The sequence below is a fragment of the Nocardioides aquaticus genome, assembly GCF_018459925.1.
Classification (GTDB): domain Bacteria; phylum Actinomycetota; class Actinomycetes; order Propionibacteriales; family Nocardioidaceae; genus Nocardioides; species Nocardioides aquaticus.
In genome coordinates this window covers 1,321,397-1,340,515 of the sequence record NZ_CP075371.1, presented here as the reverse complement: position 1 = coordinate 1,340,515, position 19,119 = coordinate 1,321,397, and the positions used below count along the sequence as shown (strand labels likewise).

The 19,119-nt window shown below is 74.8% G+C and carries 17 protein-coding genes; 4 read left to right on the top strand and 13 right to left on the bottom strand.

The window, feature by feature from the left end; genetic code table 11:
• Positions 1–44: 44 nt before the first annotated feature.
• Positions 45–1,925, bottom strand: coding sequence for a serine/threonine-protein kinase (locus ENKNEFLB_RS06490; RefSeq protein ID WP_214058450.1), 1,881 nt, complete (start codon positions 1,923–1,925; stop codon positions 45–47).
• A gap of 140 nt (positions 1,926–2,065) precedes the next feature.
• Between ENKNEFLB_RS06490 and ENKNEFLB_RS06485 the strand changes: the two genes are divergently transcribed.
• Positions 2,066–2,938 (top strand): FkbM family methyltransferase, encoded by an 873-nt coding sequence (locus ENKNEFLB_RS06485; RefSeq protein ID WP_214058449.1) that lies wholly within the window; start codon positions 2,066–2,068, stop codon positions 2,936–2,938.
• A gap of 6 nt (positions 2,939–2,944) precedes the next feature.
• Here ENKNEFLB_RS06485 and ENKNEFLB_RS06480 read toward each other — a convergent pair whose 3' ends face one another.
• From ENKNEFLB_RS06480 to ENKNEFLB_RS06465, 5 genes are all read right to left on the bottom strand, one after another.
• Positions 2,945–3,358, bottom strand: coding sequence for an MmcQ/YjbR family DNA-binding protein (locus ENKNEFLB_RS06480; RefSeq protein ID WP_214058448.1), 414 nt, complete (start codon positions 3,356–3,358; stop codon positions 2,945–2,947).
• Between the two features lie 41 nt (positions 3,359–3,399).
• Positions 3,400–4,473, bottom strand: a complete 1,074-nt coding sequence (locus ENKNEFLB_RS06475; RefSeq protein WP_214058447.1) for a branched-chain amino acid aminotransferase — start codon at positions 4,471–4,473, stop codon at positions 3,400–3,402.
• Positions 4,474–4,506: 33 nt separating this feature from the next.
• Complete coding sequence (locus ENKNEFLB_RS06470) at positions 4,507–5,583, bottom strand: 3-isopropylmalate dehydrogenase (protein WP_214058446.1); 1,077 nt, start codon at positions 5,581–5,583, stop codon at positions 4,507–4,509.
• A gap of 10 nt (positions 5,584–5,593) precedes the next feature.
• Positions 5,594–5,719 carry a hypothetical protein gene (locus tag ENKNEFLB_RS22860; RefSeq protein ID WP_275955947.1) on the bottom strand — a complete coding sequence of 42 codons (126 nt, stop codon included), beginning with the start codon at positions 5,717–5,719 and terminating at the stop codon, positions 5,594–5,596.
• 417 nt (positions 5,720–6,136) lie between these two features.
• Positions 6,137–7,153, bottom strand: coding sequence for a DMT family transporter (locus ENKNEFLB_RS06465; protein ID WP_214058445.1), 1,017 nt, complete (start codon positions 7,151–7,153; stop codon positions 6,137–6,139).
• Between the two features lie 66 nt (positions 7,154–7,219).
• Between ENKNEFLB_RS06465 and ENKNEFLB_RS06460 the strand changes: the two genes are divergently transcribed.
• Positions 7,220–7,786 (top strand): O-methyltransferase, encoded by a 567-nt coding sequence (locus ENKNEFLB_RS06460; protein WP_214058444.1) that lies wholly within the window; start codon positions 7,220–7,222, stop codon positions 7,784–7,786.
• 83 nt (positions 7,787–7,869) lie between these two features.
• Here ENKNEFLB_RS06460 and yczE read toward each other — a convergent pair whose 3' ends face one another.
• Complete coding sequence (gene yczE, locus ENKNEFLB_RS06455; RefSeq protein ID WP_214058443.1) at positions 7,870–8,571, bottom strand: membrane protein YczE; 702 nt, start codon at positions 8,569–8,571, stop codon at positions 7,870–7,872.
• 61 nt (positions 8,572–8,632) lie between these two features.
• On the opposite strand from yczE, the gene yczR reads away from it, so the two are divergent.
• Both yczR and ENKNEFLB_RS06445 read left to right on the top strand, forming a co-directional pair.
• A complete protein-coding gene (gene yczR, locus ENKNEFLB_RS06450; RefSeq protein ID WP_214058442.1) occupies positions 8,633–10,063 on the top strand; it encodes a MocR-like transcription factor YczR in 1,431 nt (476 codons plus the stop codon).
• Positions 10,064–10,298: 235 nt separating this feature from the next.
• Positions 10,299–11,948 (top strand): ABC-F family ATP-binding cassette domain-containing protein, encoded by a 1,650-nt coding sequence (locus ENKNEFLB_RS06445; RefSeq protein ID WP_214058441.1) that lies wholly within the window; start codon positions 10,299–10,301, stop codon positions 11,946–11,948.
• On the opposite strand, the gene ENKNEFLB_RS06440 is transcribed toward ENKNEFLB_RS06445, so the two are convergent.
• The 6 genes from ENKNEFLB_RS06440 to ilvC form a co-directional block, all read right to left on the bottom strand.
• Positions 11,912–13,648 carry a sulfatase family protein gene (locus tag ENKNEFLB_RS06440; RefSeq protein WP_214058440.1) on the bottom strand — a complete coding sequence of 579 codons (1,737 nt, stop codon included), beginning with the start codon at positions 13,646–13,648 and terminating at the stop codon, positions 11,912–11,914. The two genes, ENKNEFLB_RS06445 and ENKNEFLB_RS06440, sit on opposite strands and share 37 nt — an antisense overlap.
• A gap of 106 nt (positions 13,649–13,754) precedes the next feature.
• Positions 13,755–15,017 (bottom strand): iron uptake transporter deferrochelatase/peroxidase subunit, encoded by a 1,263-nt coding sequence (efeB, locus tag ENKNEFLB_RS06435; protein ID WP_214058439.1) that lies wholly within the window; start codon positions 15,015–15,017, stop codon positions 13,755–13,757.
• A gap of 9 nt (positions 15,018–15,026) precedes the next feature.
• Positions 15,027–16,202 carry an iron uptake system protein EfeO gene (gene efeO, locus ENKNEFLB_RS06430; protein WP_214058438.1) on the bottom strand — a complete coding sequence of 392 codons (1,176 nt, stop codon included), beginning with the start codon at positions 16,200–16,202 and terminating at the stop codon, positions 15,027–15,029.
• Between the two features lie 36 nt (positions 16,203–16,238).
• Positions 16,239–17,129: an iron uptake transporter permease EfeU gene (efeU, locus tag ENKNEFLB_RS06425; protein WP_214058437.1), complete on the bottom strand. Its 891-nt coding sequence runs from the start codon at positions 17,127–17,129 to the stop codon at positions 16,239–16,241.
• A gap of 80 nt (positions 17,130–17,209) precedes the next feature.
• On the bottom strand, positions 17,210–17,959 hold the full coding sequence (locus ENKNEFLB_RS06420) for a DsbA family oxidoreductase (RefSeq protein WP_214058436.1): 750 nt from the start codon (positions 17,957–17,959) through the stop codon (positions 17,210–17,212).
• Between the two features lie 101 nt (positions 17,960–18,060).
• Positions 18,061–19,089 carry a ketol-acid reductoisomerase gene (gene ilvC, locus ENKNEFLB_RS06415; protein WP_160008523.1) on the bottom strand — a complete coding sequence of 343 codons (1,029 nt, stop codon included), beginning with the start codon at positions 19,087–19,089 and terminating at the stop codon, positions 18,061–18,063.
• Between the last annotated feature and the right edge of the window lie 30 nt (positions 19,090–19,119).

The following is a 19,119-nucleotide window of genomic DNA, read 5'->3' as shown; positions in this document are numbered from 1 at the left end:
ACAGAGGTCTCAGGATCCGGTCGGTGCGGTCGCACGGCGGGACGTCAGGGACGGCCGCCGAGCGAGCCGATCGGGTCGGTCAGCGAGGGGGCGCCGCCGGGCGTCCAGTCCGGTCCGGCCGAGGCCAGCGCGGCCAGGCCGGCGGCGACCCCGCCGACCAGCACGACGGCGAGCAGCCAGACCGGCACCCGGTGCGCCAGGGGGCGTACGACGGAGCCGACCGGTCCGCGCACCCGGCTGGCCCCCGGGCCCCACCAGAGCGCGAGGGCCAGGGCCGCACCGGCGACGGCCAGCGCGCGGGGCATCTCGCCGGTCACGGCGACCGCGACCAGGCCGGCGGAGGCCGCCAGCGCTCCGGCCACCAGGGCCAGCCCGATCGTGCTCGGGAGGCCCCGCAGCAGGTGGAGCGGGCTTCCGAGGACGAGGGCCGGACCCTCCCACCAGCTCGACCGACCGCGCCGCAGGCGGCGGTCCGCGACCCGGGAGCGGGCCGCCGAGCCGCTGCGCAGCACCCACACCACGAGCAGCGAGGCGATCGTGGCGAGCCACGGGAAGGTGGCGACGGCGGCGGCGACGGTGGCCCCGGTCAGCAGGAGGAGCGACCCGCGGCGGGCGCGCTCGGCGGCGGTGGCGCGAGGCGGCTGCCAGGGTTCCCAGACCTGCTCGGGGTCCCGCTCGTCCCACCGCTCGTCCCACCGCTCGTCCCACCGCTCGTCCCACCGGCCGTCGGACCGGTCGCTGGAGCGGGCGTCGTACCGCCCGTCCCGGTCGTCGTGGTCGTCCCGGTCGTCCTGGCGGGCGGGCGGCGGGGCGTCCTGCCAGGCGCCCGGGAGCCAGGTGTCGTCCCGCCCGGGCGCCCCGCGGTCGTCGACCGCGGTCAGCACCCGCGTGTCGTGGGCGTCGTCCGGGTCCGGGCCGCCTCGCAGCGTGGTGTCCTCCTGCCAGTGGTGCAGGCCGACGGGCGCCGTCTCGTGGGTCCAGCCCGCCTCCCCGTCGCCCCCGTCGGGGCCGGCGTCGGGGTCGGGGTCGAGGTCGGCGTCGAGGCCGACCCAGGCGTCGCGTCCGGAGGGGCCGAGCGGGGGCGGCACGGGTCGGTCGTGCGGGCGGGTGGACTGCGGACGCAGCCAGTCCAGCAGGCTGGCGAGGTCCGGGCGCTCCGCGGGCTCCGGGTCGAGGGCGGCGACCACGACGGAGCGCAGCGGCTCGGGGAGGTCGGGGTGGTCGTCGAGGGCGTGCTGGCCGCGGCGGACGCGGTCCATGATCGCCATCGCCGGGCCGCGTCCGAAGGGGGGCGCGCCGGTCGCGGCGTAGGCCACGGTGGCCGCCCAGGAGTGCACGTCGGCGGCCGGCGTCGGCTCGTCGCCGTGCAGGATCTCCGGGGCGAGGTAGCCGGGGGTGCCGAGCAGCCAGCCGGTGTGGGTGAGCTTCGGGTCGTCGGCGACGCGGGCCAGGCCGAAGTCGATCAGGATCGGGGTCCGGCCCTCCATCAGCACGTTGGACGGCTTGACGTCGCGGTGCAGCACCCCGGCGGCGTGCACGCTGGCCAGTCCCTCGGCCAGGCACCCGGCGAACCAGGTCAGGTCGCGGCCGGTCACCTTGCCGTCCTCGAGCACGTGGTCGTGCAGCGACAGCCCCGGCACGTAGCGGGTGGCGACGTACGGCACCTCGGCCCACGGGTCGGCGTCGACGATCTCGGCGACCCAGCGGCTCCGGATCCGCCCGAGCGACGACACCTCGCGAGCCAGGCGCGCCCGGGCCTCCTCGTCGCCCACCACGTGCGGGCGGAGGACCTTCAGCGCGACCCGGTCCTCGCCGGGCCGGCGGGCCAGGTGGACCACGCCCATCCCGCCCTCGCCGATCTTCACGATCAGCTCGTAGTCGCCGACGCGCGGGCGCACCGGGGGCGAGGAGTGGGTCGAGGTCACGCGCCGAGGATATCCGCGCCGGGTGCGCGAGGACCCCACCACACGCGGCGCGGGGACCCCCGCCCCGGGACCTCCGGACCGCTAGGGTCGGCCGGGATTGCCCGACCACCCCATCACCGAGCATCTCGGAACGAGGCCACGTGACGACCGACCCCACCGCCCCCACCGCCGACCAGCCGGGCGAGACCGAGACGCTGCAGTACCTGGCCTGGGCCCGGACCTGGGCTGCGGCGGCGGAGACCTCGCCGTTGGAGTCCCCCGAGGTCGAGCAGCGCGTGATGGACTTCTTCCATCAGCTGTGCCGCCGCGTCGAGCCCGCCATCGCGCTCGAGATCGGCGCCCACGAGGCGTCGTTCAGCCTGTGGGCGACCCGCGAGCTCCCGGGCGTCACGAGCCTGGCCTTCGAGGCGAACCCGTACGTGCACGAGAAGTACCGCGACGAGGTCCTCGCCGCGGGGGTGGACTACCGCAACGTGGCGGTCGCGCCGACCTCGGGGGAGGTCGAGCTGCACCTGCCGGTCGAGCTCGGCAACCGGGTCCGCCCGCTCACCTCGCGGATGGCCTCCCTGGTCCACCACGTGCGCGAGGTCGAGTCCAAGACCGTCTCCGTCCCCGCGGTCCGGCTCGACGAGGAGCCCTCGCTCGCCGAGGGCAGCGGCCGGATCGTCGCCTGGATCGACGTCGAGGGCGCCAACGAGGCCGTGCTCTGCTCGGGGCCCGACGTGCTGCGTCGGATCGACGTCCTCTACCTCGAGGTCGAGGACGAGGTCACGTGGGAGGGGCAGTGGCTCGACACCCACACCGCAGCCCACCTCCGCCGCCACGGTCTGCTGCCGGTGGCGCGCGACACCCGACGCCCGCTCCAGTACAACGTGGTGTTCGTCCGCGACGAGCTCGCCGCCGACCCCCAGGTCGCCCGGCAGGTCGCGCGCCTGCAGCGCTTCCGCAAGCGTCCCGCCCCGCAGGGTCAGGGCGCGGGACAGGGCGCGGGACAGGGCGACGAGCAGGGCTGAGCGGGTTCAGCCGCCCTCGAGACGTCTCAGCAGCCGCGCCCCTGCGACGGTCCGGTAGGAGGACTCCAGCAGCTCGGCGACCTCGGTCCAGTCGACGTCGTGCGCGCCGCCGTCGAGGTCGAGCCCGACCCACCCGGACGGCCCGTAGTAGGCCGGGCTGAAGAACCGGTCGTCCCCGGCGAGCGCCCCGGCCTCGGCCGGGTCCGGCTTGAGCAGGACCGCGTGGTCGTGCCGCTCGTGCACGCCCGGGCGCACCTTCACGCCCCCGCCGTAGACGGCGAACACCTTGCCCTTCTCCCCCGCCGTCAGCACCGGTCGGCCGTGCGAGACCTTCTCGTGCACGTCGGGCAGCGGGGCCGCCGCGGCGCGCAGCCGGGCGAGGACCGGGTCGTCCTCGTCGAACATGAGCGGGTGGGACATCCCGCCATCATGCCCGGGCCCGGGCCGGCCGACCAGGGCGCTCAGACGATGCGGTGCATCCAGCCGAACGCGTCGTCGGCCCGGCCGTACTGCACGTCGACCAGGGCCTGGCGGACCCGGTTCGTCAGCTCGACCGACGCCGGCGCCGGGGTGGAGCCGCCGGCCTGGTGCAGGGCGCCGACGGGGGTGACCACGGCGGCGGTGCCGCAGGCGAACACCTCGGTGATCCGGCCCGACGACACGCCCTCGCGCCACTCCTCGATCGAGAAGCGACGCTCCTCCACGGTGTGGCCGAGCGTGCCGAGGAGCTCGATGATCGAGGCGCGGGTGATGCCCTCGAGGATCGTCCCGGTCTCGGGGGTCACGACGTGGCCGTCGTCGTGGACGAAGTAGAGGTTCATCCCGCCGAGCTCCTCGACGTAGCGCCCCTCCTGGGCGTCGAGGAAGACGACCTGGTCGCAGCCGTGCGCGGTCGCCTCCTGCTGCGCGACCAGGGACGAGGCGTAGTTCCCGCCGGTCTTCGCCGCGCCCATCCCGCCGCGTCCGGCGCGGGTGTACTCCTCGGTCAGCCACAACGAGACCGGGTCGACCCCGCCCTTGAAGTAGGAGCCGGCCGGGCTGGCGATGACCATGAAGGTCACGTGCTGCGCCGGGCGCACCCCGAGGAACGCCTCCGAGGCGAACATGAACGGGCGCAGGTAGAGGCTCTTCTCCCCCGCGGCGTCCGGCACCCACCGCTCGTCGACGCGCACCAGCTCGTCGACGCAGGCCACGAAGTCCTCGACCGGCAGCTCGGGCAGCGCCAGCCGCTGCGAGGACCGCACCATCCGCGCGGCGTTCTCCTCCGGCCGGAAGGACCACACCGACCCGTCGTCGCGGCGGTAGGCCTTCATGCCCTCGAAGATCTCCTGCGCGTAGTGCAGGACCGCGGTCGCGGGGTCCAGGGTTAGCGGGGCGTACGGCGTGACCCGCGCGCCCGTCCAGCCCGTCGACGGGGTCCACTCCACGGTCAGCATGTGGTCGGTGAAGTGGGTCCCGAAGCCCGGTTCGGCGAGGATCCGGGCGAGGGCGTCCTCGGTGGTCGGGGTGCTGGTCCGGGTGGTGCTGATCTGCATGGCAGGCACGGTAGTCCCCTGGCTCTCGGCGGGTCAGGCCAGGCGGGCCGCGACGGCGTCGCCGGTCTCGCTGGTACGGCGGGGCCTGCCCGGGTCGCGCTCGGCCAGGTCGGCGATCACCGCCGCCTCGAGCGCGGCCGCCTCGTCGGCGAACCCGAGGTGGTCCAGCAGCAGGCCGGCCGAGAGGATCGCGGCGGTCGGGTCGGCGACCCCCTGGCCGGCGATGTCGGGCGCCGAGCCGTGGACCGGCTCGAACATCGACGGCGCGGTGCGGTCGGGGTTGACGTTGCCGGACGCGGCGAGGCCGATGCCGCCGGTGATGGCGGCGGCGAGGTCGGTGACGATGTCGCCGAAGAGGTTGTCGGTGACGATCACGTCGAAGCGGGACGGGTTGGTCACCAGGTGGATCATCACCGCGTCGACGTGCATGTAGTCGACGGTGATCTCGGGGAACTCCGCGGCGACCTCCTGCGTGATCCGCCACCACACCGCGCCGGCGTGCACGAGCACGTTGGTCTTGTGGACCAGCGTCAGCTTCTTCGCCGGGCGGCGCTGCGCGCGCGCGAAGGCGTCCCGCACGACGCGCTCGACGCCGTACGCGGTGTTCAGCGAGACCTCGGTGGCGACCTCGTGCGGCGTGCCGGGGCGGATCGCGCCGCCGTTGCCGGTGTACGGCCCCTCGGTGCCCTCCCGGACGACGACGAAGTCGACCTCGCCGGGGTTCGCCAGCGGCGAGGCGGCGCCGGGGTAGATCCGCGACGGGCGGAGGTTGACGTAGTGGTCGAGCTCGAAGCGCAGCCGCAGCAGCAGGCCGCGCTCGAGCAGGCCGGGCGGCAGCGCCGGGTCGCCCGGCCGGCCCCCCACGGCGCCGAGCAGGATCGCGTCGTGCCCGCGGATCTCCGCGAGGACGCTGTCCGGCAGCACCTCGCCGGTCGCGAGGTAGCGCTCGGCGCCGAGGTCGTAGCGGTTCTGCTCGACCTTCACCCCGCTGGGCGCGGCGACCTCGAGCACCTTCACGGCCTCGGCGGTCACCTCCGGCCCGATGCCGTCACCGGGGATGACGGCGAGGCTGACTGCGTCGGGGCGGGGGGTCAGGGGGGTCTGCGGCATGGGGACGAACCTAGTTGTCGTCGGGGCGCTGGCCGCCGTTGTCCCGCAGGTCGAGCGAGGCCTGGACGGCCTCGAACGAGCGGGGGTTCTCGGGCAGGTGGCTGGCGGGGCCCCACTCGGGGTGCATGTCGTACATCGGTCTCTCCTCCGGTGCGTGAAGCGGTGGACGTGCGGTCGGGTCGTGCGTCAGCGGCCGGCCCGGGCCTGGCCGGGGTGCCGCTGCTGACGTCGCCCCGCGGGGCGGGCGAGGACGACCGTGGATCGCACGGACGGGAGAGACCGGCAGGCAGCGGATCACGCGCTCTGCGGGGACACCCGCCCACGAGGGGCGACGTCAGAGAGGGTCGTGAAGCCGTCGTTGAGGACCACCGCGACGAGGTGGCCTCACGAGCAGTTTTCTACTGCTGGGCCCCGTCGCGGCGCTCGATGAGTACGAGGACGGTCCGCATGGTGAGTGGACCGTACGACGCGGGGCGCCGACCGCGCACCGGTACGCGCCGAACGTCCCACGATGTGGGACAGGCGTCCTGCGATCCGGTCACGCGACGGGACGTCAGGGCGCGACGGGTGCCTGCGCCACGGCGCCTGCGCGGCGAGCGCGGGCGGCGCGGGCGCTGGAGACCGCGCCCACCGCGACCCCGGCCAGGACCAGCAGGGCACCGACCACCGTGAGCGGGCCCAGGTGGGAGTCCGGTCCGAGGGCGTCGATCAGCACGGAGCCCACGACGAGACCGGCGACGGTGCACAGGCTCAGGACCAGGACGCCGTGGACGCTCACCAGGCGGGCGGACAGCGTGATGAACAGGACCCCGACGGGCCCTCCCGCGTAGAGCCACCAGGTGCCCGGCAGGCCCTGCAGGTCACCGGGCGCCACGAGGAGCACGACGACCAGGAAGGACAGCAGCGCCAGCAGCCCGACCACGAAGTTGTTGAAGGCCGCGGCGATCGGACCGCCCACCGCCGAGACCCGGCCGTTGACGGCCTGCTGCCAGGAGGTGGCCGCGCCCGCGAGCAGCGGGAGCAGGCAGAGCAGCAGGACGCCCGCGGTCAGCGGGTCCCCGCCCCCCAGCCGGCCCGCGACACCCAGGACGACGGCCCCGACGGTCAGGACCGCCCCGACGACCCGGCCCGTGCTGACGGCCTGGGGGCCGGAGGGCCCGAGGCCGGCCCGGTCGACCAGCAGGCCGCTGGAGGTCTGTCCCGCGACCATCGCCACGGTGAACAGGGCGACGCCGATCGTGCCGACCGCCAGGCCCTGGGAGGCGACCAGGGAGGCCCCGGCGACCCCGCCGAGCAGCTGCCAGGCGGGGAGCCGGTGGCCCCGGACGGCGGACAGGATGCGGACCACCCCGGCCCGCTGCCGCGGCACCGCGAGGACCACGGAGGCCAGCACGGCCAGGCCGAGCCCGAAGCTGACCACGGCGGCGGCCGCCCCGCCCTTCGCCCCTCCCCCGAGCTCGGTGGCCAGACGGCCGTTGATCTCCGACTGCACGGCGATCAGTGCGCCCACGCCGACCATGGCCGGGATCGCGAGCACCTCCAGCAGCGAGGTGTCCTCCGAGCGGGCCATGTCCCGATCGTGCCACGGCGCGTCCGCGGGCTGGGACGGCCGTCTCACGGGTGCGAGGATCGGGCGATGAGCGCCCCCCTCGACCTGCCGGCCGTGGTGCGACGCGCCTTCGACGTCTCCCGCCGGGCGGGCTACGTCTCCTTCTGCCGCAACGAGACCGGCCGGCTGCTGGCCACGCTGGCCGCCACCCGCACCGGGACGATGGCCGAGTTCGGCACCGGCTGCGGCGTGGGCACGGCCTGGCTGCGCTCGGGCCTGCGCGGGGACGCGCGCATCCTGACCGCCGAGCTGGACGCGACGCTGGCCGAGGCCGCCGCCGAGATCTTCGTCGACGACCCGCAGGTCGAGGTCCGCTCGGCCGACTGGGGCACCCTGCGCGGCCAGGGCCCGTTCTCCCTGCTGTTCCTCGACTCCGGCGAGCCGACCGCGGTCTCGGTCGACGCCGTCGCCGACCTCGTCGAGCCCGGCGGCATCGTGGTCCTCGACGACTTCGTGCCGTGCGAGCAGTGGCCGCCGATGGCCGACGGCCGGGTCGACGCGATGCGCGAGCGGTGGCTCTCGGACCACCGCTTCACCGCGGCCGAGGTGATGGTGGCCTCCGACGCCGCGGCGATCATCGCCACCCGCCGCTGACGAGATGACGCTCGCGGACAGCCGAGATGACGCTCGCAGCGCGTCGAGATGACGCTCGCGGCGCGTCGAGATGACCGTTCCGGTCAGGCGGGACGGGCCGTGCGGTCGGGCGGGGGCAGCTCCACGGTCGCCCGGGGCAGCATCAGCTGGGTGAGCGGGCCGATCGCCAGCGCGTAGAGCACCGTGCCGACGCCGGCGACGCCGCCGAGCAGCAGCCCGAGCACGACCACGGTGACCTCGAGGCCGGTGCGCACCAGCCGCAACGACAGGCCCGTCCGCCGGTTGAGGCCCGTCATCAGGCCGTCGCGGGGTCCGCGGCCGAGCTGGGAGCCGATGTAGAGCGCTCCCGCCGCGGCGCACAGCACGATGCCGAGCAGCATCTCGGGGACGCGCCAGAGCAGGTCGTTGCTCGCGGGCAGCACCCGCAGCGTGAGGTCGGCCGTGACGCCGACCAGGACGGCGTTGGCGAAGGTGCCCAGCCCGGGCTTCTCCCGCAGCGGGATCCACAGCAGCAGGACCACGAAGCTGGCGATCACGATGACCTGCCCGACGCTGAGCGGCCCGTTGCCGGCGACCCCGACGTGCAGGACGTCCCACGGCATCGCGCCCAGCCCGGCGTCGACCATCAGGGCGACCGAGACGCCGAAGAGCGCGAGCCCGACGGTCAGCTGCACCAGGCGACGCCCGAGACGACCGGCGCGCAGCTGCTCGATCGGGCCGAGGTCGGCCAGGCCGGGGCGAACGGTGGCCCGAGGACGGGCGGGAACGGTGGTGGTGCTGCGCATGCTCCGAGTCTGCGCCCGATTGGCCTTCTTCTCCATAGCCACTCGTGAGACGGTGGACTGCATGCAGCAGTCCATCTCCGCCACCCGCCTCGCGACCCTTGTCGAGGGCTTCGACCGCACCCCGGCCTACGTCGGGCTCGCCGACGCGGTCACCGAGCTGGTCGGGTCGGGCCGGGTCCCGTACGGCACGCGGCTGCCCAGCGAGCGTGACCTGACCGGCGCGATCGGGGTGTCGCGGACCACGGTGACCCGGGCGTACGCCGCCCTGCGCGAGAGCGGGTACGCCGAGGCGCGCCAGGGCGCGGGCACCTTCGTCCGGATGCCCGGCGGGCCGTCCCGGCGCCTCGACCGGGCGCTGCAGCCCCGCCACGTCGAGGGCGGGGTGGACCTGTCCTGCTCCGCGACCGCCGCCCCGGCGGGGTTGTCCGCCGCCTACGCGGAGGCCGCCGCGGACCTGCCGCCGTACCTCGCCGGGCACGGCTACTTCCCGGCCGGGCTGCCGGTGCTGCAGGCCGCCGTCGCGGCCTCGTACGAGGCACGGGGCCTCCCGACCGACCCCGAGCAGGTGCTGGTGGTCCCCGGCGCCCTGGCCGCCGCGGCCCTGGTCGAGCAGGCCCTCGGCGGACCGGGCGTGCGCGTGGTCGTCGACTCCCCGTCCTACCCCAACGCCGCCCAGGCGTTGTCGCGGCGCGGCGCGCGCCTGGTGCCGTCACCGGTCGACCCCGGGGGCTGGGACGTGGACGCGGCGGTGCGGGTGGTGCGGCAGGCGCGGGCGCGGCTGGCCTACGTCATCCCGGACTTCCAGAACCCGACCGGGCACCTGATGGACGCCGCGGACCGCGAGCGGCTGGCGGCAGCGATGCACCGGGCCGGCACGGTCCCGGTCGTGGACGAGGCGCACGCCGCCCTGGCGCTCGAGGGGCAGGTGATGCCACCGCCGATGGCGGCGTTCGCGGCCGACGCGATCACGCTCGGGAGCGCCAGCAAGAGCTTCTGGGGAGGCCTGCGGCTGGGCTGGGTACGCGCACCGCACCCGCTCGTCGCCGACCTGACCGACGCCCGGCTCGGCATGGACCTCGGCAGCCCCGTGCTGGAGCAGCTCGTGCTGACCCGGCTGCTGGGCCGTGGGCCGGTGCTGCCGGGCCACCTCGACCGGCTGCGCGAGCAGCGCGACGGGTTGGTCGCGGCGGTGCGCCGACGTCTGCCCGGGTGGCGGTTCGTGGTGCCCGGCGGCGGCCTCGCCCTGTGGTGCGAGCTGCCGCACGGCAGCGCGACGACCGTGGCCGCAGAGGCCGAGCGGCGCGGCGTCGCGGTCACCCCCGGCCCGATGTTCGCCCCGGGCGGCGGCCTGGACAGGTTCGTGCGCGTGCCGTGGACCCGGCCGGTGCACGAGCTGGAGCACGCCGTCGAGGTGCTCGCCGACGCCTGGGAGTCGCTCGGGGCCCAGCCGGGTCGCCCGCCGCGGGCCCGCCGTCGGGTGATGGTCGCCTGACCGGGCACCGCCGAGATGACGCTCGCGGACAGCCCAGATGACGCTCGCGGCGCCTCGAGATGACGGTTCCGGCGCCCGACGCCGTCCGGAAACCGGTGGCCGGCGCCTCCGACGGCGTGCGACGCTGGACCGGTCCCGTCCCCGACGACCAGGTGCCCCGCGTTGAAGCTCTGAGCCGCCGTCCGCCGCGGCCGCCCCCCGGGTGGCCGTCCGACCCGCGTCCTCAGGAGCCTTCGTGCCCACCACCGACCCCACGGTCCTCGCCGCCTCCGGCCTCGGGCTGACCTGGCCCGACGGCACCCCGTGCCTGCACGACCTCGACCTGGTCGTCCCCCCGGGCCGCTCCGGCCTGGTCGGCGTGAACGGGTCGGGCAAGTCGACGCTGCTGCGCCTGCTCGCCGGCGACCTCACGCCGACGAGCGGGCACGTCCGGGCGTACGGGCGGGTGGCCCACCTCCGTCAGGACCTCGCGGCCGCCGCCGGTGGGCGACCGGTCGTCGACCTGCTCGGCATCGGCGGGGTCGTCCGGGCCCTGGCTGCGCTCGAGGCCGGGGAGCCCGACCCCGCCCGCCTCTCGACGTTGCTCGAGACCATCGGCGACGACTGGGACGTCGTCGAGCGGACCGCCGCCGAGCTGGACCGCCTCGGCCTCGACACCTCGGTGCTCGACCGCCGCGCCGACGAGCTCTCCGGCGGCGAGCTGGTCCGGGTCTCCATGGCAGGTCTGCTGCTGGGACGTCCGGAGGTGCTGCTGCTGGACGAGCCCACCAACAGCCTCGACCGTGAGGCGCGCCAGCGCGTGCACGAGCTCGTCGCGACGTGGCCGCGCACGGTCCTCGTCGTCAGCCACGACCGCGCGCTGCTCGAGCACGTCGACCGGGTCGGCGACCTGCGCACCGACGGCGTCCGCTGGTACGGCGGGGGCTGGTCGTCCTACCTCGAGCAGGTCGACGCCGAGCAGCGCGCCGCCGTGCAGGCGGTGGTCACCGCGCGCGCCGACCTGCGCCGTCAGAAGCAGGACCGGGTGGACGCCGAGCTGGTCCTGGCCCGACGGCGGCGCGTCGCCCGGCGCGCCGAGGCCACCCAGGGCCTGCCCCGAGGGGTCGTGGACGCGAAGAAGAACCAGGCCGAGGGGTCGGCGGCGACGCTCCGCGGTGTCCACACCGACCGCGAGCGCGGCGCCCGCGACCGGCTCGAGCAGGCCCAGGACCGGCTCCGCGAGGACCGCACCCTGCGCGTCGACCTCCCCGGGACGGCCGTGCCCCGTGGCCGTGAGGTGCTCCGCTGCCGCGACCTCGTGCTGCGTACCGGGACCTCCGTCGACCTCGACCTCCGCGGCCCCGAACGCGTCGCGCTCGTCGGCGCCAACGGGTCGGGCAAGTCGACGCTGCTGCACACCCTGGTCGGTGAGATCGCGCCGACGGCCGGGACGGTCGAGGTGTCGGTGCCGGTGGGGCTGCTCCGTCAGGGGCGGGACGACCTCGACCCGGCCCTCTCGGTCGCCGACACCGTGGCGGCGCGCTCTCCCGGGACCCCGGTCCAGGACGTGCGGGCCTCCCTGGCCCGGTTCCTGTTCCGGGGGGCCGCGGCCGGGAAGCAGGTCGCCGCGCTCTCCGGTGGTGAGCGCTTCCGGGCCGCGCTGGCCGCCGTCCTGCTGGCCCGGCCGGCCCCGCGCCTGCTGCTGCTCGACGAGCCGACCAACGACCTCGACCTCGCGTCGTACGACGCCCTCGTCGACGCGCTGCAGGGCTACGGCGGCGCGCTGGTCGTCGCCAGCCACGACCAGCCGTTCCTCGACGCGATCGGGGTGGACCGGGTGCTCGACCTGTCCGGGGACGGCCGCGCGGCTCAGCGGCCGTACAACCGGTCGATCACCGACCAGTAGCGCTCCCCCAGCTCCCGGGCCTGCTGCGGAGTGGCCCGGAGCTCCTCCGGCATCGGCGTCCTGCAGGTCTTGCCCTTGCAGTCCTTGAGGTCGCGGAGGGTGCCCTCGAGCACCGCCCGGACGTCGGCCAGGGCCGGGTCGTCGAACCGGTTCTCCAGCTGCGCGGGATCGGCGCGGAGGTCGTAGAGCTCGCCGGCCCCGTCGCGGTAGCGGTGGAACGCGTACTGCGGCACGCGCAGGCCCAGCCCGGTGCGTCGCTCACCGGCGGGGAACCAGCGTCGGTCACGGCCCGGCCGGCCCGAGGTGTGCGTGGACTCGGTCAGGACGGGGACCGACCAGCCCTGGTCACCGCGGCGCATGGCGTCCCAGCGGCTGGTGCCGTCGGCCGCCGTCGGGGGCCGTGCTCCGGCGACGTCGAGGATCGTGGCGGTCAGGTCGACGGTGCTGATCGGGTCGTAGCGCCTCTCGCCCTGCCGCAGACCCGGACCGGTGACCAGCAGCGGGACCCGCAACGACGGCTCGTGCGGCAGCACCTTGCCGGTGAGCTTGCGGTGCTCGCCCAGGAAGTAGCCGTTGTCGGAGGTGAACACGAAGACCGTGTCGCGCCACTCCCCGGTCGCCTTCAGCTCGCGCACCAGCCGCCCGACCTGCTCGTCGAGCACGTGGACGGCCTCCGCACGCTGTCGTGTCACCTCGGTCAGCGCGCGACGCGCGTTCGCACCGACCCGAGGCAGGCGGGAGAAGAAGCCGGGCTTGTCGGACACGTCCTCCGCCACCCCGCGCCGTGCCAGGCCCGAGGGGCGGGTGACGAGCCGGTCGTACATCCCGCGGACCCGGTCGGGCCGAGCGGGCGTCCGGAAGGCGTCGCCGCGGGGGTCGTCCCGCTCGGGCGGGCCGCCGTGGTGCGGGGCCACGAAGTTGACGTTGAGGAAGAACGGGCCGCCGGCCCGGTGGTAGTTGCGGACCAGGGTGCGCGAGAAGTCCCCGATCGTGTTCGTCTGGTACTCGCCCTGGTGCGTGTTGTCGGTGCGCCCGTTGACGTTGTACGGGGTGTCCCAGTAGTAGTAGGTGCCGCCGTGGATGCCCGGCACGTCGGGGTCCTCGAAGGCGCCGACCCAGTCCGTCCACCCCTTCGGGACGTAGGTGTAGGAGGGCCGCCCGGAGACCTTCGAGCGCATCGGCCCGTAGCCGTTGAGGTACTTGCCCACGAACCCGGTGTGGTAGCCGGCGCGGCGCAGCGAGGTGGCCAGGGTCCGGGAGTCATCGAAGACGGAGTAGCCCTCCGGCGCCTCGTGCCAGTAGACGCCGTGGTTGTGCGCGTAGGCGCCGGTGAGGAACGAGGCCCGCGCCGGGCAGCACAGGGGGTAGGGCGAGAAGGAGTTCTCGTACGTCAGCCCCTCGCGCCCCACGAGCCGGCGCACGTTCGGCGCGAAGTCCAGGTCGTCGACGCGCATGTCGTCGGCCATCACCACCACCACGTTGGGACGGCCGCCGCCGCGAGCGACCGTCGCCCTCCCCGTCTCCGGCCCGGGCGGCGGGGTCAGCTCGGGGGCCGGGGTCGTCACCGGCTCCAGCGGCCGGGGGTCGCGGTCGCCAGGATCCGGGAGCCGGTCGCGCGCCGCCCCGGCCGGGGCACAGGCGCTGAGGACCAGGCAGACGAGCAGGGAGACCGACCAACGGGTCGTACGGGGGGCCGTCACCGCCCAGGTGTACCCCACGGTCGGCCCCGCCGCGCCGCAAACGTCATCTCGACCCGCCGCGAGCGTCATCTCGGCTGTCCGCGAGCGTCATCTCGGCGGGCGGGGCCTAGGTGAAGAGGGCCTGGCCCACGTGCTCGCCCTCGCCCACGCCGGCCGGCACGGCGAAGAGGGCCGAACCGGTGGTCCGCAGGTACTCCATCAGCGCGTCGCTGCGCGCCATCGCCAGCTGCACCGGCACGAAGTCGGTCTCGGGGTCGCGGACGAAGGCGAGGAAGAACAGGCCGGCGTCGAGGCCCCCGAGCTCGTTCGTGCCGTCGACGAAGTTGTAGCCGCGGCGCAGCATCTGCGCGCCGCCGTTCGACGAGGGGTGCACCACGCGGACGTGGGCGTCCACGGGGATCACCGGCTGGTCGTTGCTGCCGGGCATCGCGAAGTCCGGCGGGGTCGTCTCCTCGCCGCCCGACAGCGGGGCGCCGGTGCCCTTGGCGCGGCCCACGATCCCCTCCTGCTCGGCCAGGGTCTGGCGGTCCCAGGTCTCGATCGTCATGTTGATCCGTCGGGCGACCAGGTAGGACCCGCCGGCCAGCCACGAGCCGGCGGCGTCGTCGTCGGCCCCGACCCAGACGTGCTCGCCCAGGGCGGTGTCGTCCTCGGCGCGCACGTTGGCGGTGCCGTCCTTGAACCCGAACAGGTTGCGCGGGGTGTCCTGGGCGGCCGTGGTGCTGGAGGTGCGTCCGAAGCCCAGCTGGGACCACCGGATCGCGACGGTCCCGAAGCCGATCCGGGCCAGGTTGCGGATCGCGTGCACCGCGACCTGGGGGTCCTGGGCGCAGGCCTGGACGCACAGGTCTCCCCCGGTACGGCGCCCCACGAGCTGGTCGCCCGGGAAGTGCGGCAGGTCCTTCAGGGACGCGGGCTGCCGGTCCGCGAGCCCGAACCGGTCCGTGCCGGCGGCGTCGCGGAACAGCCCGGGCCCGAACCCGAAGGTCAGGGTCAGCCCGCTGGCCGGCAGGCCGATCGCCTCGCCCGTGTCGTCCGGCGGCAGGTCGGCCGCGCCCTCGACGGGTCCGACCGGGCCGGCCGCGCCGCCGCCGGTCATCCGCTCGGCGGCGGCCGTCCAGAGCTGCAGCAGCGCCACCAGCTCGTCCCGCGAGTCGGTGGTGACGTCGAAGGCGGCGAAGTGCAGCCGGTCCTGGGCCGGGGTCACGATCCCGGCCTGGTGCTCCCCGCGGAACGGGTAGCGCTCCTCGCCGGCCCCCGCGGTCGCGGTCGCGGGGTCGTCGACGCGCCCGAGGCCGTACGCCCCGGCCAGCCCGACCGCCGCCGCGCCGCCGCCGAGCAGGCCGCGCCGCGAGACTCCCCGCACCACGCGCGCCGCCTAGGCCAGCACGGCCGCGGTCAGGCGCGACAGCGGCTCGGAGAGGGCGTTGACGGCGTCGGCGAGCTGCTTGATCTCACGGGCGGGGACCTCGTCGTAGCCGACGAAGCCGTCACCGCGGCGCTGCTCGTCGAGCAGGTCCTGCAGGTCGGTGAAGCGCAGGTCGAGCTGCGCGGCCAGCTCGGGGTCCTTCTCCTCCAGCAGCGGGCGGACGCCCTCGAAGCCCACCCGGGCGCCGTCGACGTTGGCCTGGAAGTCGTAGAGGTCGGTGCGCGACCAGTACTCCTCCTCGCCGGTGACCTTGCCCGTCGCGACCTCCTCCAGCAGCCCGCGGGAGCCGTTGGCGATCTGGTCGACGGTGAGCTCGAGCTCGCCGATGCGGGCGTCCAGGGTCTCGGTGTCCTCCATCAGCTTGCCCGCGTACCGCGCGCGCTCGGCGTCGGTGAGCGGGGTGTAGCCCTGGGCGCGCTGGGGCCACAGGTCCTTCTCCAGCAGGTGCCACCCCGTCCAGGCCTGGCCGGGCTCGAGGTCGGCCTCACGGGCGTCCATCTGCGGGTCGAGGTCGCCGAAGGACTCCGCGACCGTCTCGATCCGCTCCCAGTGGGTGCGCGCCTCGGGGTAGATCTCACGGGCGCGGTCGTCGTCCCCGCTCGTGTACGCCGCCACGAACGCCTCGGTGCCCACGACGAGCTGGTCGGACTGGTCCTGGACGTAGGTCTGGTAGCTGCCCTCGGCGTCGTCGACGAGCTGCTGCTCGTCGGCCGAGACCACGACCTCCTCGTCGGACGGCGTCACGGTGAACGCCGAGCGGATGCCCTCGCCGACCATGCCGGGCTTGCAGGCGGTGACGTACTCGCCGGCGGGGGCGTCGACGACGAGCTGGCGCGACAGGTTCGGGCCGACGTTCTCGACCTCGGCCACGATCCGCAGGCCGTCCTCGGCGAGGAGGTAGAACTCGGTGACCTCGTCCCCGGCGTTGGTGACGTCGAAGGTCAGGGTGCCGGCGGGGGCCTCCTCGGCGGAGACCTCGCAGGCGTCCGAGGTCGACGACACGCTGAGCGCGCGTCCCTCGCCCCCGGCGGCGTCACCGGCGGGCGCGTTCTCGGTGCAGGCGCTCAGCCCGCCGCCGAGGGCGAGCGCGGCGAGGGTGGCGGTGAGCGGGCGCAGGTGCGTCATGGAGCGGGTTCCTTCGGGAGGCGGGAGCAGGGAGGGTCAGGAGGCCGAGGCGGCGGGCGCGGCGGGGACGGGCGGCCGTGCGGGCGGCCCACCGGCGTCGCGGCGGCGCACCGAGCGCAGGAAGAGCGTCATCGTCGGCACGAGGTAGAGCACCCAGGCCACGGCCTCGAGCACGGTGGTGGCCGGGGAGAAGTTGAAGACGCCCTTGAGCACCACGGCGTACCAAGCGCCGGGCTCGATCACGTCGGAGACGTCGAAGGCGAGGGTGTTCAGGCCCGGCAGCACGCCGGCCTCCTGCAGGTCGTGGACGCCGTAGGAGAGCACCCCGGCCGCGACGACGACCAGGAAGGCGCCGGTCCAGGTGAAGAACACCGACAGGTTGATCGTGACCGCGCCGCGGTAGAGCAGCCAGCCGACCACGACCGCGGTGAGGATGCCGAGCCCGGCGCCGAGCAGCGGCTGCCAGGTGGGCGCGGGCGCGCCGACGACGGCCGCGTCCGTGCCGGCCTGCGTGGCCGCCCACAGGAACAGCGCCGTCTCCAGGCCCTCGCGCCCGACCGCCAGCACGGCCACCACGACCAGCGACCAGGGACGGCCCTCGGCGGCGGCGTCGACCCGTCCACGCAGCTGACCGCTGAGACCGCGGGCGGCACCGGCCATCCAGAAGACCATCCAGGTCACGAAGCCGACGGCGATGATCGACAGGCTTCCGCCGATCAGCTCCTGGGCCCGGAAGGTCAGCCCGCGCGGGCCGTAGGTCAGCAGCGCGCCGAAGGCCAGGCTGACCAGCAAAGCGAGCGCGACACCGGCCCAGACCGGGCGGAGCAGGTGACGTCGGTCGGTCTTGACGAGGTAGGCGACCAGGATGCTCACGATGAGCGCGGCCTCGAGCCCCTCGCGGAGCCCGATCAGGTAGTTCGCGAGCACGGTGCCGCCTCCCGGTGTTCTTAGGTGAGGCTCACCTTAGATGAGAGTCCTCTCATCTGCACCTGCGACCTGGGTCACACTCAGATCGCACAGCCCTCGGGCCCGCAGGCCTCGCCCCCGGCCGTCCCGCCGACCGTCGTGAGCAGGGGTGCCGGCTCGGGGTGGGCGTCGGTCCACGCCCGCTCGAGGGTCTGGGTGAACACCTCGACCGGCTGGGCGCCGGAGACGCCGTACCGGCCGTCGACCACGGTGAAGGGCACCCCGGAGATGCCGTACGCCGCGCCCTGCTCGACGTCCGCCTGCACGCCGTCGGCGTGGGCGCCGCTGCCGAGCACCTCGCGGGCCACCGCCTCGTCCATCCCCGACTCCCCCGCCATCGCGACGAGCTCGTCGTGGTCGGCGACGTTGCGTGCCTCGATCATGTAGGCCGCCATCAGCCGCTCCTTGAGGTCGGCCTGCACCGCGGGCGAGACCTCCAGCGCCGCGTGCAGCAGCCGGTGGGCGTCGAGGGTGCCGACCCGCTGGGCGTCGCCGAGACGGTAGAGCAGCCCCTCCTCGGCCGCGACGGCCTCCATCTGGTCGATCAGGCGGCGCCCGTTCTCCGCGCCGCCGCCGTACTTGCCGCCGAGGTGCTCGGCCAGCGAGTCGGTGGGCGTGGTGGGCGCGCCCGGCTCGAGCTGGAAGGAGCGGAAGACGACCTCGGGCGCCTCCGGGCCGCCGGGCGCAGCGGACGGGTGCGCCTCGCCCAGGGCGACCAGCGCCTTCTCCAGCCGGCGCTTGCCGACGTAGCACCAGGGGCAGACGACGTCGGACCAGATCTCGATACGCATGCCGGCACAACGCACGAGCCCGCCGCCGGTGTTCCCGGCGACGGGCTCGAGGTGCTGCGGACGGTGACCGTCGGTCGTACGACCGGGCCCACCGTGGGAGGTCAGCGTGCGGAGCTGCCCTCGACGTAGTCGGAGTCGTGGCTCTTGACCCACGCCATGAGCTTGCGCAGCTCCTTGCCGGTGGACTCGATCGGGTGCGCGGCACCCTTCTCGCGGAGCGCGGTGAACTCCGGCGAGCCGGCGTCCTGGTCGTCGATGAAGCGCTGGGCGAAGGAGCCGTTGGTGATGTCCTCCAGCACCGCCTTCATGTTCTCCTTCACGCTCGGGTCGATGACCCGGGGGCCGGAGACGTAGTCGCCGTACTCGGCGGTGTCCGAGATCGACCAGCGCTGCTTGGCGATGCCGCCCTCGTACATCAGGTCGACGATGAGCTTCAGCTCGTGCAGGCACTCGAAGTAGGCGACCTCGGGCTGGTACCCGGCCTCGATCAGGGTCTCGAAGCCGTACATGACCAGCTGGCTCGCGCCGCCGCAGAGCACGGCCTGCTCGCCGAAGAGGTCGGTCTCGGTCTCCTCGGTGAACGTGGTCCGGATCCCGCCGGCGCGCAGGCCGCCGATGGCCTTGGCGTAGGCCAGGGCGAGGGGCCAGGCGTCGCCGGACTCGTCCTTCTCGACGGCGACGAGCACGGGGACGCCGCGCCCGTCGACGTACTCGCGGCGCACGAGGTGGCCGGGGCCCTTGGGCGCGACCATGAAGACGTCGACGCCGGCCGGCGGGGTGATGTAGCCGAAGCGGATGTTGAACCCGTGGCCGAAGACCAGGGTGTCGCCCTCGGCGAGCTGGGGCTCGATCTCCTCGGCGTAGAGCTTCCGCTGGTGCTGGTCGGGGGCGAGGATGACGATGACGTCGGCCTCCTCCGCGGCCTCGGCGGGCGTGAGCACGCGCAGGCCCTCGGCCTCGGCCTTGGCGCGGCTCTTCGAGCCCGGCTGCAGGCCGATGCGGACGTCGACGCCCGAGTCGCGCAGCGAGAGCGCGTGGGCGTGGCCCTGGCTGCCGTAGCCGATCACCGCCACGTTCTTGCCCTGGATCAGGGACAGGTCGGCGTCGTCGTCGTAGAACATCTCAGCCACAGGTGGGCCTCTCCTTCGATGGGTGGGTAC

Excerpts from the sequence above, each read along its gene's own strand:
- ENKNEFLB_RS06480 (WP_214058448.1), bottom strand. The coding sequence starts at position 3,358 with ATGTCCCACCCGCTCATGTTCGACGAGGACGACCCGGTCCTCGCCCGG.
- ENKNEFLB_RS06475 (WP_214058447.1), bottom strand. The coding sequence starts at position 4,473 with ATGCAGATCAGCACCACCCGGACCAGCACCCCGACCACCGAGGACGCC.
- ENKNEFLB_RS06470 (WP_214058446.1), bottom strand. The coding sequence starts at position 5,583 with ATGCCGCAGACCCCCCTGACCCCCCGCCCCGACGCAGTCAGCCTCGCC.
- ENKNEFLB_RS22860 (WP_275955947.1), bottom strand. The coding sequence starts at position 5,719 with ATGTACGACATGCACCCCGAGTGGGGCCCCGCCAGCCACCTGCCCGAG.
- ENKNEFLB_RS06465 (WP_214058445.1), bottom strand. The coding sequence starts at position 7,153 with ATGGCCCGCTCGGAGGACACCTCGCTGCTGGAGGTGCTCGCGATCCCG.
- ENKNEFLB_RS06460 (WP_214058444.1), top strand. The coding sequence starts at position 7,220 with ATGAGCGCCCCCCTCGACCTGCCGGCCGTGGTGCGACGCGCCTTCGAC.
- yczE (WP_214058443.1), bottom strand. The coding sequence starts at position 8,571 with ATGCGCAGCACCACCACCGTTCCCGCCCGTCCTCGGGCCACCGTTCGC.
- yczR (WP_214058442.1), top strand. The coding sequence starts at position 8,633 with ATGCAGCAGTCCATCTCCGCCACCCGCCTCGCGACCCTTGTCGAGGGC.
- efeO (WP_214058438.1), bottom strand. The coding sequence starts at position 16,202 with ATGACGCACCTGCGCCCGCTCACCGCCACCCTCGCCGCGCTCGCCCTC.
- ENKNEFLB_RS06420 (WP_214058436.1), bottom strand. The coding sequence starts at position 17,959 with ATGCGTATCGAGATCTGGTCCGACGTCGTCTGCCCCTGGTGCTACGTC.